Origin of the sequence: Streptomyces sp. SID5643 (assembly GCF_009872555.1) — a bacterium.
GTDB classification, from domain to species: domain Bacteria; phylum Actinomycetota; class Actinomycetes; order Streptomycetales; family Streptomycetaceae; genus Streptomyces; species Streptomyces iakyrus.
In genome coordinates this window covers 11920-25005 of record NZ_WWIC01000053.1, presented here as the reverse complement: position 1 = coordinate 25005, position 13086 = coordinate 11920, and the positions used below count along the sequence as shown (strand labels likewise).

General features: G+C 71.0%; 8 protein-coding genes. 3 read left to right on the top strand and 5 right to left on the bottom strand.

What is annotated here, in order from left to right:
* Positions 1-137 precede the first annotated feature (137 nt).
* Both GTY56_RS06535 and GTY56_RS06530 read left to right on the top strand, forming a co-directional pair.
* Complete coding sequence (locus GTY56_RS06535; RefSeq protein WP_161363394.1) at positions 138-1856, top strand: VanW family protein; 1719 nt, start codon at positions 138-140, stop codon at positions 1854-1856.
* Positions 1857-1984: 128 nt separating this feature from the next.
* The gene (locus GTY56_RS06530; protein WP_161363391.1) at positions 1985-3376 is read left to right on the top strand and encodes a Tat pathway signal sequence domain protein; all 1392 of its coding nucleotides are present in this window, start codon (positions 1985-1987) and stop codon (positions 3374-3376) included.
* 46 nt (positions 3377-3422) lie between these two features.
* Here GTY56_RS06530 and GTY56_RS06525 read toward each other — a convergent pair whose 3' ends face one another.
* From GTY56_RS06525 to GTY56_RS06510, 4 genes are all read right to left on the bottom strand, one after another.
* Positions 3423-4205, bottom strand: coding sequence for a carbonic anhydrase (locus GTY56_RS06525; RefSeq protein WP_161363389.1), 783 nt, complete (start codon positions 4203-4205; stop codon positions 3423-3425).
* A 177-nt stretch (positions 4206-4382) separates the two neighbouring features.
* Positions 4383-6602 (bottom strand): catalase/peroxidase HPI, encoded by a 2220-nt coding sequence (katG, locus tag GTY56_RS06520; RefSeq protein WP_161363387.1) that lies wholly within the window; start codon positions 6600-6602, stop codon positions 4383-4385.
* A 68-nt stretch (positions 6603-6670) separates the two neighbouring features.
* Complete coding sequence (locus tag GTY56_RS06515; protein WP_033308886.1) at positions 6671-7108, bottom strand: Fur family transcriptional regulator; 438 nt, start codon at positions 7106-7108, stop codon at positions 6671-6673.
* A gap of 177 nt (positions 7109-7285) precedes the next feature.
* Positions 7286-8158: a hypothetical protein gene (locus GTY56_RS06510; protein WP_161363385.1), complete on the bottom strand. Its 873-nt coding sequence runs from the start codon at positions 8156-8158 to the stop codon at positions 7286-7288.
* Positions 8159-8335: 177 nt separating this feature from the next.
* Between GTY56_RS06510 and GTY56_RS06505 the strand changes: the two genes are divergently transcribed.
* On the top strand, positions 8336-9781 hold the full coding sequence (locus GTY56_RS06505; protein WP_161363383.1) for a glyceraldehyde-3-phosphate dehydrogenase: 1446 nt from the start codon (positions 8336-8338) through the stop codon (positions 9779-9781).
* A gap of 58 nt (positions 9782-9839) precedes the next feature.
* Here the strand turns inward: GTY56_RS06505 and GTY56_RS06500 are convergent, their stop codons facing one another.
* Positions 9840-13016 carry an RICIN domain-containing protein gene (locus tag GTY56_RS06500; RefSeq protein ID WP_161363381.1) on the bottom strand — a complete coding sequence of 1059 codons (3177 nt, stop codon included), beginning with the start codon at positions 13014-13016 and terminating at the stop codon, positions 9840-9842.
* Positions 13017-13086 lie beyond the last annotated feature (70 nt).

Below are 13086 nucleotides of genomic sequence, written 5' to 3'. Positions count from 1 at the left end.
GGCCGATTCCGGAATGATCTCGGACATAAGTGGTCTGGGCCATACCGGTTCGCCCCTGATGTGTGGATAGCTTGATGTGTTTGCCCGCGCATCGTCGCGTCATCGGGTGCACCCTCGTATCGATCTTTTGGAGACTCATGCGCCCCCGTACCACTCTTGTCCCGCGCATCACCTCCCTCCCGCCCGTCGCCCTGGCCGGCGGCGCGCTGGCCGTGGGGGTCGGTGGTCTGTATCTCGCCGGGCTGTTCCTCACGGGCGGCCAGATCGACTCCGGCACGACCGTGCGCGGGGTGGACATCGGGGGGCTGAGCCGGGCGGAGGCGGTGCGGAAGCTCGAACGGGAGCTGGGCGCGGCCGGCGCCCGCGAACTGCCCGTCAAGGTCGGGGACCGCACCGGCCGGGTTGATCCGGAGCGCGCGGGTCTGTCGTACGACGTCGAGGAGACCGTCGACCGGGCGGCGCGCACCGGCGCCGACCCGGTCAGCGTGTTCAGCGGGTTCTTCCGCTCGGGCGGCGACATCGAGCCGGTCGTGCACCTCGACGAGGACGAGGCCCGGGCGGCTCTCGGGCAGCTCGCGAAGGGCCTCGACCAGAAGGTCAGGGACGGCGGCGTCGCGTTCGACGACGGCCGCGTGAAGGCGGTCACGCCGCGGACGGGGTACGCGCTGGACGTGAACGCCGCGGTCCGGCCCCTGCGCGACTCCTTCCTGCGCGGTGACACCGGCACGGCCACTCCCCTGCCCACCCGGGAGACCCGCCCGCAGGTCACCGCCGGTGAGGTGGAACGAGCGGTACGCACCTTCGCGGAGCCGGCGATGTCGGGCCCCGTCACGCTCACCGCCGCCGGCCGGCGGTTCACGGTGGGCCAGGACGTGCTGGGCGCGCATCTGACCATGCGGCCGGACGGCGACGGCGAACTCGGACCGAAGCTCGACGCCAAGGGGCTGCGCGCCGAGCCGTCCGTGGCCGGTCCCCTGGACGGCATCACCACGACCGCCGAGAACGCGACGCTGCGGCCGCAGGGCGACAGGGCCGTGGTCGCCGAGGACGCCACGGTGGGCCGGTCGGTCACCGACAAGGCACTGGGCAAGGCCGTGCTGCCGCTGCTCACCGCGTCGGGCGCCGCCCGCAGCGGCGAGGTGGAGGTCCGCGAGACCCGGCCGGAAGTGACCCGCGAGAACGCCGCCGAGCTGGGGCTGAAGGAGAAGATGTCCTCCTTCACCGTCCACTTCGAACCGGCCGAGTACCGCACGAAGAACATAGGCCGGGCGGTGGAACTCATCAACGGCTCGCTCGTCAGGCCGGACGAGACCTGGAGCTTCAACCGGACCGTCGGTGAGCGCACCGAGGCCAACGGCTTCATGGACGGCATCATCATCCTGGACGACAAGTTCACGAAGGCCTCCGGCGGCGGTGTCTCGTCCGTGGCGACGACCGTGTACAACGCGCTGTTCTTCGCCGGGCTCAAGCCCGTGGAGCACGGAGCGCACTCGTTCTACATCGAGCGCTATCCGGAGGGCCGCGAGGCGACCGTCGCCTGGGGCAGCCTGGACCTGCGGTTCGCCAACGACTCCGGCAACGCCGTGTACATCCAGGCCGAGTCCACGGACACCTCCGTCACCGTCTCCTTCCTCGGCACCCGCAAGTACGACGAGATCAAGTCGGTCACGGGCCCGCGCACCGAGGTGAAGAAGCCCGAGAAGAAGGTGAGCGACGACAAGGAATGTGTCCCGCAGACACCGCTCGAAGGGTTCGACGTCACCGTGGAGCGGGTCTTCTACAACGACGGCCGGGAAGTGAAGCGGGAGCCGTACCGCACGCACTACACGCCGCGTGACGAGATCGTCTGCGAGTGATCCGCTTCCCTGCCGCCTTCCCTGCCGCCTTCTCCGCCGGCTCTTCCTTCCGACCGGAGCGTTGACCCCGCCCCGGCGCGCCAGCACAATGAGCGCGCACTGGTTGAGAGCGCTCTCAAGGGAGATCCATGACTGGCAGACAAGGCCCGGCGCTCAGCCGGCGTTCGCTCATCGGTGCCGGACTCGGCATCAGTGCCGCGGGGCTCGCCGCCGCCGGCTCGGGACAGGCCGTCGCGGCCGGTGCCGCCGGTGCGCGCCCCGCATCGGCCCCGGCCCGGGGACTGGCCTTCCTCGCCGCCGCCATGGACGCCTACCCCGACCACGGCGCCCTGCGCCTGGCCCAGAGCTACACCGACCAGGCCGGCCTGTTCAGCACCGCGTTCACCTATGACAACGCCCTCGCGATCCTCGCCCACCTCGCGGCCCGGACCCCGGCCGGCCTGACCAGGGCCCAGGCGCTGGGCGACGCGCTGCTCCACGCCCAGGGCCACGACCCGGCGTACGACGACGGCAGGCTCCGGCAGGCCTACAACGTCGGGCCGTACACCTTCTACGACGGTTCGCTCCAGCCCGACGGCTTCGTGCGGGCGGACGGCACCGTCAACGTCGGGACGCAGTTCGGCTTCACCGGCACCGCCGTGGGCGACATGGCCTGGGCGGGCATCGCACTGAGCGCCCTCGCCCGGCGTACCGGAGCGCGCCGCTTCCTGGACGGTGCCGTGCGGATCGGCGAGTGGATCGAGCGCACCGGCCGGACCGACGAGCCCCTCGGCGGCTTCAAGTTCGGGGTCGACGGGGCGAATCAGAAGCTGCCGTTCACCTCGACCGAGCACAACACCGACCTGGTCTGCCTGTTCGGGCGGCTCGCCCGGCTCACCGGGGACCGGGTGTGGCTGGAACGACGGGGGCGGGCCGAGGCGTTCGTGCGGCGGATGTGGGAGCCGTCCGGCGGCTTCTTCTACACCGGCACCAACGACGGTGTCACGGTCAACAAGTCCCCCGTCCCGGAGGACACCCAGACCTGGACGCACCTCGCGCTCGGCTCGCGGCGCTACTCCCGTTCGCTGGACTGGGCCGCGGCCGAGCTGGCCGTCACGGACCACTCCGGGCGCATCAACAGCACGGTGCCCGCGGGGCAGTCGTACGAAGGCGTCACCTTCAGTTCCGCGAGCCTCCTGGCGAACGAGGACGCGCCGATCGCGGCCGGCCAGCCCAAGCCCGACCGCAACGGCGTGTGGTTCGAGGGGACGGCCCACCTGGCGCTCGCCCTGCGCGAGAGGGGGGCGCGGGGTGACGAGGGGCGCGCCCGGCGGCTGATCTCGTCCACCGAGCAGGCCCAGGATCTGCTGGGCGGCGGCCAGACCATCGGCGGGAAGGCGTTGCCCGGGCGCTGCGGGGTGGTGTCCGCGAGCAGTCCGCTGGACACCGGATTCGGCTTCGGTTACTACCCGTACCGGCACACGGGGGCGACTGCGTGGTACGTGATGGCGGCGGCGCGGTACAACCCGTTGCGGGCGTGACGGAGCGGCCCGGTCCGCTGTCCTGTGCAGCGGACCGGGCGGGTGGTCAGGCCAGGCGGTGGACCGCCTGGGTGGTGAGTTCGTAGCGGGCACCGACGATCGCCAGCTTGCCGGTGCCGATCCTGGCGGCCAGTTCGGGTTCGGCGGCCAGCCGGGAGCGTACGAGCCGTACGTTGGCGCTCACGGTCGCGTCGATCCGGGCGTCCCCTTCCTCCCCGTGATCGATGGCCGGGCCTATCTGGTCGACGAGGTACTGCATGTGGGCGGGCAGTCTCGTCCCGGACTCCTCCGCCTCGACGGCGGCCCGGACCGCGCCGCACGACTGGTGTCCGAGGACGACGACCAGGGGTATGGCGAGTTCCAGGACGCCGTAGGCGACGCTGCCGAGCACGGCCTCGTCCAGTACCTCACCGGCGGTGCGCACGGTCATCAGGTCGCCGAGACCCTGGTCGAAGACGAGCTCCGGGGGCACGCGCGAGTCGATGCAGCCGAGGACGACCGCGAAGGGGTGCTGGCCGGTGGCCAGCGTCCGGCGCACGGCGGGGTCCTCGTGCGGGTGGCGTTCCCGGAAGGCGCGCCACCGGCGGTTGCCCGCGGCCAGTTCCCGCAGGGCTTCGGCGGGGGTGCCGGGCCTCGGGTGGGTGTCCCGGACGGGGGTGGCGGCGGTGGCCGGCCGGGTGGCGCCGAGGCCGGCGCCGAGCGCTGCGGCCCCGGTCAGGGCGGTGCGCAGCAGGGTGCGGCGGACGGTACCGCCGGTGGTGGGCCGTGCAGCGGCGGAGGGGTGCGGTGCACGGCCGGCGCCTCTGTGGGCAGCGGAATCTGTGTTCACGGCACGAACGTATGCCCGGATCCGGGGGCGAGCGCGTTCCTTGCCCTTTCATGGTGAGAGTTGGGTAAGTGATGTTCTTACCTTGAACGGCTTTTGACGATCCCTCAGGCAACGCTGCCGGGACAACGCGGGACGCCCCGGGCCGAGGGCCCGGGGCGTCCTGTCCTGCGGAGGTGATCAGACCAGGTCGAACCGGTCCAGGTTCATGACCTTGACCCACGCCGCGACGAAGTCGTTGACGAACTTCTCCTTCGCGTCGTCGCTCGCGTAGACCTCGGCCAGGGCGCGCAGCTCGGAGTTCGAGCCGAAGACCAGGTCTGCGCGGGAGCCTGCCCACTTGACCTCGCCGGTGGCGGCGTCGCGGCCCTCGAACGTGGTCTGGTCCTCGGTCGTCGACTTCCACTCGATGCCCAGGTCGAGCAGGTTGACGAAGAAGTCGTTGGTCAGCGAGCCGGGCGTCTTGGTGAAGGCGCCGAGCTGGGACTGCTGGTAGTTGGCGCCCAGCACCCGCAGGCCGCCGACCAGGACGGTCATCTCGGGGGCGCTCAGGGTGAGCAGGTTCGCCCGGTCCAGCAGCAGGAACTCGGCCGGCAGGCGGTTGCCCTTGCCGTGGTAGTTGCGGAACCCGTCTGCGGTCGGCTCCAGCGCCTCGAACGACTCGGCGTCGGTGTGCTCCTCCGTGGCGTCCACACGGCCCGCGGCGAAGGGAACCTGCACCTGGAAGCCGGCTTCCTTGGCGGCCTTCTCGACGGCGGCGGTGCCGCCGAGGACGATCAGGTCGGCCAGGGAGACCTTCTTGGCGCCGGAGTTGAACTCCTGCTGGATGCCCTCCAGGACGCGCAGGACCTGCGCCAGCTCGTCGGGCTCGTTGACCTCCCAGCCGCGCTGCGGCTCCAGGCGGATACGGGCGCCGTTGGCACCGCCGCGCTTGTCGCTGCCGCGGAAGGTGGACGCCGAGGCCCACGCGGTGGACACCAGCTGCGAGACGGACAGGCCCGACTCCAGGAGCTTGGTCTTGAGGGTCTCGACGTCACCGGCGTCGATGGTCTCGCCCTCGGCCTCCGGCAGCGGGTCCTGCCAGATCAGGGTCTCCTGCGGGACCTCCGGGCCGAGGTACAGGGACTTCGGGCCCATGTCACGGTGGGTCAGCTTGAACCAGGCGCGGGCGAAGGCGTCCGCGAACTCCTGCGGGTTCTCGTAGAACCGGCGGGAGATCGGCTCGTAGATCGGGTCGAAGCGCAGCGCCAGGTCCGTGGTGAGCATCTTGGGGCGGTGCTTCTTGGAGGAGTCGTGCGCGTCCGGGACGATCTCCGGGGCGTCCTTGGCCACCCACTGGTTGGCGCCGGCCGGGCTCTGCTCCAGCTCGTACTCGAACTCGAAGAGGTTCTTGAAGAAGCCGTTGCTCCACTGGGTGGGCGTGCTCGTCCAGGTGACCTCCAGGCCGGAGGTGATGGCGTCGCCGCCCTTGCCGGTGCCGTAGGTGCTGCGCCAGCCCAGGCCCTGCTCCTCCATGGAGGCGGCCTCGGGGTCGGCGCCGACGTTGTCGGCCGGGCCGGCGCCGTGGGTCTTGCCGAAGGTGTGGCCACCGGCGATCAGGGCGACGGTCTCCTCGTCGTTCATCGCCATGCGGCGGAACGTCTCACGGATGTCGCGGGCCGCGGCGAGCGGGTCCGGGTTGCCGTTCGGGCCCTCGGGGTTGACGTAGATGAGGCCCATCTGGACGGCGCCGAGCGGGTTCTCCAGCTCACGGTCGCCCGAGTAGCGCTTGTCGTCGAGCCAGGTGGTCTCCGGGCCCCAGTACACGTCCTCCTCGGGCTCCCAGACGTCCTTGCGGCCGCCGGCGAAGCCGAAGGTCTCGAAGCCCATCTGCTCCAGGGCGACGTTGCCGGTGAGGATCATGAGGTCGGCCCAGGAGATGTTCTGGCCGTACTTCTTCTTCACGGGCCACAGCAGACGGCGGGCCTTGTCGAGGTTGCCGTTGTCCGGCCAGCTGTTGAGCGGGGCGAACCGCTGCTGGCCGGCGCCGGCGCCACCGCGGCCGTCGCTGATGCGGTAGGTGCCCGCGCTGTGCCAGGCCATACGGACCATCAGGGGGCCGTAGTTGCCGAAGTCGGCGGGCCACCAGTCCTGCGAGCTGGTGAGCACCTCGGCGATGTCGCGTTTGACGGCGGCGAGGTCCAGGGCCTGGAACGCCTCGGCATAGTCGAAGTCCTCACCGAGGGGGTTGGCCACCTCGGGGTTCTTGGCGAGGATCTTCAGGTTGAGCCGCTCGGGCCACCACTGGCGGTTGCCGCCGCCCTGGGTGGGGTGCAGGGCGCGGCCGTGCGCCACGGGGCAACCGCCTCCCGTCTCCTCCGACTTGGCGTCGGTGACGATCGCGTCGTGGTTCTCAGTCATGGAAATCCTTCCGGACGGGGTGGATCACGGTGCTCGGGGGGATCACAGTGCTCGGGTGGATCACGTGCTCAGGAACTGCGAGCGGTGGAGCAGGCGGGGCACAGGCCCCAGTAGATGACCTCGGCTTCGTCGACGGCGAAGCCGCGGTCGTCGGACGCGGTCAGACAGGGAGCGTGGCCGACCGCGCAGTCGACGTCTGCGACGGCTCCGCACGACCGGCACACGAGGTGGTGGTGGTTGTCGCCGACCCGTCCCTCGTAGAGCGCCGGGCTGCCGGGGGGATCGAGGCGGCGTATCAGTCCCGCCGCGGTGAGGGCGTGCAGCCCCTCGTAGACGGCTTGGACGGAGATGTGGCCCACGCGGCCGCGCACCTCGGAGGCGATGGCCTCGGCGCCGAGGTGATCACCGTCCCGTACGGCTTCGAGCAGCGCGACGCGGGCGGCCGTCACCCTCAGGCCGGCACCGCGCAGTTCCTCGGCGGTGGTCGGGTTCCCGGATGCGGTCATGCGGACAACCTAGCCACACAAACACGACTGGTTCAAGAAAACGAATGGTTCAATTTTGGTGTCGTGCGCGTGGAGCCGTGCGGGACGGCCCACTTGAGGGGTGTGAGTTGAGTCACAGTGACATGATCGCGCCCCGGCCGGCGTCAGGCGGCGCGCACCGCCGCGCCGGTCCGTCGGTCAGGCGTCCGATGAGGTGAGGCGTTCGAGCTGGGCAGCGGCCGTCGCGGCCTTGCGGCCGGCCTCACGGACCCGGCGGTCGGCCGTGCGCGCCCGTTCGCGGGCCGTCCGTTCGGCGAAGCGGGCCTGCTGGTGTTCGCTCCTGATCCGTTCCAGCTCGCCGGTGAGCTCCTCCACGCGCCGCTGGAGGGCGTCCACCTGCTGCTTCGCCTCCCCCGCCGCCTCCCCTGCCGCCGCGGCCTCGTCCCGCAGCTCCCGCAGCTCGCGCTCAGCGGCCTCGACCTCCTTGCGGGCCCGGTCCAGCCGGCGTCGCTGCTGCTCACCCGCCTTTTTGCCCGGACGGGAGGGGGCGGGCGCCGGGGCGGATGCGGGGCGCTGCGGCCGGGCACCCTCGGCCACGGCGGGAAAGCCGACGGCCGCGTCCAGCGGCTTGGTCAGGCGGCCGCCCGCCCAGGCACGCGCGGCTTCGGGGTCGGCCAGGACGGCGTGCAGGGTGTTCTCGACCTCCCGCTGCACACCCTCGCCGATCGGATGGCCGGCCTCTTTCGCGAGCTGCCGGGCCTGCAGGGACAGGGCCCGGATGAGTGCGTGCTGCCGGCGGCTCAGCTCACGCAGCTGCGCACCGTCCAGGTCCTGGTGGGCCTGGCGCAGCCCCTCCCCCAGGCGCAGCAGGGGCTCGACCTCCCCGGGGCTGCTGCGGACCAGCAGGTTGCAGACCCAGGCGGCGAGGCTGGGTCTGCGCAATGCCCCGATCCGTCCGGCGAGTTCCCGGTCGCCGGTGGTGCGGGCGGAGGCCACGGCGGAGGCGCGGGCGGCGGTGAACTCCTCCGGGCGCAGGGCGTACAGCTCGTCGGCCACGGAGTCGTAGTCCATGTGCACCCCTTTCGCGAGGAAGAACCGTTTTTCGCACGGAAGAACCGCTTTCGATCATCTCAGGACCTGCTCCGAGGGGCGCGCGGAGCCCTCGCCGAACGTATCGACGGCCCCCGTTCATGATCCGGAAATCGACGGTTTAACATATGAGCGCCGCCTAGCTCGAAAGATGGACTCGTGACTCTCAACGACGACTCGTTCACCAACTGGAAGAACCGCGAGGAGATCGCGGAGTCGATGATCCCGATCATCGGGAAGCTGCACCGGGAGCGGGACGTGACGGTCCTGCTGCACAGCCGCTCCCTGGTGAACAAGTCGGTGGTCAGCATCCTCAAGACCCACCGGTTCGCCCGGCAGATCGCCGGCGTGGAGCTGTCGGTGACCGACACCCTGCCGTTCCTGCAGACGCTCACCACGCTCGACCTCGGCCCGTCCCAGATCGACATCGGCCTGCTCGCCGAGGCCTACCAGGCCGACGACCGTGGCCTGTCGATCGCGGAGTTCACCGCCGAGGCCGTCGCCGGTGCGACGGGCGCCAACAAGATCGAGCGCCGTGAGGGCCGGGACGTCGTCCTCTACGGCTTCGGCCGCATCGGCCGGCTCGTCGCCCGGCTGCTCATCGAGAAGTCCGGCTCGGGCAACGGTCTGCGGCTGCGGGCCATCGTCGTGCGCGGGGGTGGCGAGCAGGACATCGTCAAGCGTGCCTCGCTGCTGCGCCGCGACTCGATCCACGGTCAGTTCCAGGGCACCATCACCGTCGACGAGGCGAACAGCACGATCGTCGCCAACGGCAACGCGATCAAGGTGATCTACGCGAACGACCCGTCCGAGGTCGACTACACGGCGTACGGCATCAAGGACGCCATCCTCATCGACAACACCGGCAAGTGGCGCGACCGCGAGGGCCTGTCCGGGCACCTGCGCCCCGGTATCGACAAGGTCGTCCTGACCGCGCCGGGCAAGGGCGACGTCCCCAACATCGTGCACGGCGTCAACCACGACACCATCAAGCCGGACGAGCAGATCCTGTCCTGCGCGTCCTGCACCACGAACGCGATCGTGCCGCCGCTGAAGGCGATGGACGACGAGTTCGGCGTGCAGCGCGGCCACGTGGAGACCGTCCACTCGTTCACCAACGACCAGAACCTGCTGGACAACTACCACAAGGCCGACCGCCGCGGCCGGTCCGCGCCGCTCAACATGGTGATCACCGAGACCGGTGCCGCCTCCGCCGTCGCCAAGGCGCTGCCCGACCTCAAGGCGCCCATCACCGGCAGCTCGATCCGCGTCCCGGTGCCGGACGTCTCCATCGCGATCCTCAGCCTGCGGCTCGGCCGGGAGACCACCCGCGAGGAGGTCCTCGACCACCTCCGCGACGTGTCCCTGACCTCGCCGCTCAAGCGCCAGATCGACTTCACCACGGCGCCCGACGCGGTCTCCAGCGACTTCATCGGCTCGCGCCACGCCTCGATCGTCGACGCCGGCGCGACCAAGGTCGACGGCGACAACGCGATCCTCTACCTGTGGTACGACAACGAGTTCGGCTACTCCTGCCAGGTCATCCGTGTCGTGCAGCACGTGTCCGGCGTGGAGTACCCGACGTACCCGGCCCCGGCGGTCTGATCGGCCGGATCCCGGAAGACGGAAGCGCGGGGCGTGCGGGCCCCGCGCTTCCGTGCGTTCAGCGGCGGACCAGCTCGATCCGGTATTCCCGTGTCTGTGAGCCGTCCTCGCCGGTCACGGTCACCGTGTGGACCGTTGTGTCCCCGGCGGTGTCCCTCCGGACCGTCACCTTCGCGTAGGGGTCACGCGGTGTGGCGGTGATCCCGGCGCGGTCCGGGCGGTCGACCGCCACCCGGTAGCCCGTCCGGTCCGGCTCGAAGCCGCTCAGGGGCCTGCCGTCCACCGCGATCGACGCGGCCGCGGCGTCGGCGGAAGCGCCCGGCGCCTTGGCGAGGACCTCGATCTCCCCGAGGGTGATGTAGCCGCCCGGACGGGCCGTCATCACCACGCGCACGCCCGTCACCGGGCCCGCCGCACGCACCGGGACGTCGGCCACCGGTGTCCCCTCGGTGCCGACGGCGACCTGGTCGCTCGCGTCGGACCAGGTGCCGTCGGAACCCCGCACCTGCACCTTGAGGGACTCCGCGAAGCTGACGTTGGTGCCGTCACGGTGGAAGTGGGTCACGACCCGGCTCACATCGCGGGCTTCCGGCAGCGTGAAGGTGATGGTGTCGGAGGGGTTCTTCGTGCCGGACCTCCAGTTCGACCAGGCCTTCTCGGACGTGGTGCCGTTGCGCAGGCCGTCGGCGGAGTAGCCGCTCTCCGTGTAGGTGGCGCCGACCGTCACGCCCTCCGCACGCGCGGCGTCGGCCTCCCGGGGTGCGGTGACCTGGACGCGTACGGTCGCCGCTGCCGTGTCCCCGCCCGGGACACGGGCCGTGCCGCGCAGGGTCACCACGCCGGGGTCGTCGAAGGCGCCCTCGGGTACGGTCTCCCAGGTGACCGGGAGTTCGGCGGTGCCGCCGTGCCGTCCGAGGCCGGTCACCGTGGCCGGCAGGACGGGACGTCCGCCGGTGTAGGTCTTGGCGCGGGCCGGGAGGGTGGAGGCGATGGTGTCCACGGTGACCACCGCTTCGGCCGGGACGGACCGGCCGAGGGCGTCGGTGGCCCGTCCCTTGACGCGGACCGTTCCGGGCTTGCGCCAGCGTGTGTCGGAGGGCGGCGTCCACCGCACGGGGAGCGCGCCCCGCGCTCCGTCACGGAAGACCGGTGTCACGGTTACGGGCAGTTCGGGGGCGCGCCCGGGCACGGTGAACGCCTTCGCCGGCTGCGTACGGAGGACCGTCTCGTCGGTCACTCCCCAGCGCTGGTTGGCGCTCGAGGTCGGGAGGTGGGCCGAGACGCGGGCGCCGTCCGCGGTCGACTGCCCGACGACGTCGAGGAGGCGGCCCGTCGCGGCGTTGACGAAGGTCCAGGTGCCGTCGCCGGTGGTGGACATGATCCACTGTGCGGCCGGGGTGTCCTCGTTCTCGAGTACGGCCTCGTTGTCGCGTACGGCCAGGCGCCTGCCGTTCGCGGCGTTGACGAGGGCGTGGCGTTCACGGTTGCCCTCGCCGCGGGTCAGCTGCTTCACCCGCCACAGCTGGGCATCGGCGGCCGGGTCTGCCGTGCGGACGACGATGCCGTCGCCGTCGGCGGCCGGTGCGAGGGACTTGCCGCTCTGGGTGCCCTGGAGGCGGTAGACGTGGCCGGGCCGGACGAGCCCGGCGTCGGCGGCGGTGCCGGACACGCCGTCGACGAGGAGGGTGGTGACCGACTTGGCCGGGACGGTCACGATGGCCGCGTCGTTCGTCACCTTGACGGGCGTGCCGCGGACGAGCGCGCCGTCGGCGCTGGTCACCACGGGGGTCACGGTGGCGCCGGGGGCGACCCGCCGGAACTTCGAGAGGTCCACGGTCACCGCGCGCGGGGCCGTGCCGTTGTTGACGTGGACCACCGTCGCCCCACGGCCGGACTTGCGTACGGCGGCGACGCTGGAGGGGTCGTCGGACTTGACGAAGTGGTCGCCGGGGCGGATGTGGTGGGTGAAGTTGCGCAGCGTGTGGTACTTGGTGTTGGCCTTGACGGGACAGGTCTCCAGTGTGTCCCCGGCGGTGCAGTTGAACGGGACGTGGATGCTGCCCCAGTTCTTGCCGGCCTGTGCCTGCGGGATGGAGTCCTCGATGGGCTGCCACAACACCCAGGCGGACGGCTCCAGTTCACGGATGTCCTCGACGACGCGGGTGGCGATGCCGAGTCCCGGTTCCATGCCGGTGAAGTCGGTGCCGGTCCCCCAGGTGCCCTCGACCTCGCTCATCCAGAACGGCTTGTCCGCGGCCTTGGCGCTGTCGCGGGCGCTGGTGCGCATGCCGGTGCCGTAGGTGTGCACGTTGAGCTGGTCGACGGCGGCCCGGGCGGTGCTGTCGTAGGCGTTCCAGTTGCGGACGAAGGTGCTGGGGTTGGTCTCGTCCATCGCGGAGATCGTGGCGCGGGTTCGGGCCTTCCCCAGTGCGCGGTGCAGGGCCAGCACGACCTTCTGCTGGAGTTCGGGGCCGGCGTGCGCTCCCTCCTGGCGGCCACCGGTGGGCTGCCCGTCGGGGCCGATCCGGGTGCCCCAGTAGTCGGTGTTGGGCTCGTTGAGCGGGGCGATGGTGTCGAACTTGATGCGGTGCTTCTTCTCCAACTGGTCGGTGACCTTGACCAGATAGGTGGCGAAGTCGTCGACGCGGTCCGCCCGTATCTGGTCGGTGTTCGCGTCGAAGCCGCCCGAGACGTAGCCGCTGACGGTCTGGAACCAGGGCGGCGAGTTGCTGAACGCCTCCCAGCGGGTCACCTTGCTCTTGACGCGGTCCACCCACCAGCGTTGGCCCGGGTCGGCGGACCAGTCCCAGTGCTCCGGGTCGTCGGGGTTCCACCAGTCGGTGTCCTCCCTGGTGGTGCCCTCGGGCGCCTTCCAGAAGCCGTCCATCGTCGCGCCGTTCTTCATGTAGTCCTTGCGGACGTCGGGGGCGTTGCCGCCGCCGATGTTGTAGCGCGCGATGTTCAGGCGGAGTCCGTCCTCGCCGAACAGCATGGCGGCGAGCTTCTGCCGGATGGGTTCGGGGTAGCGGCCGGTGATGTTGGCGAACCAGACGAGGCTCGTCCCCCACCCTTCGAACTCCTGCTGCCGGTAGGACGGATCGATCCGCACCGTGACCGCGCTCGCGGGCGGGTCGGCGGCAGCGGCGGCGGGCGGCACGACCGTGAGGCCCGCACCGAGCGCCAGGGGGACGGTGATCGCCAGTGCCGTCCGGGCGAGGCGATGTCTGCTGGACATGGATTCCCTTCGAGAGCGAACAGAACCGCGCAGAATCAATCGAGTTTCCCGCATGTTTTAGGACGGCAAT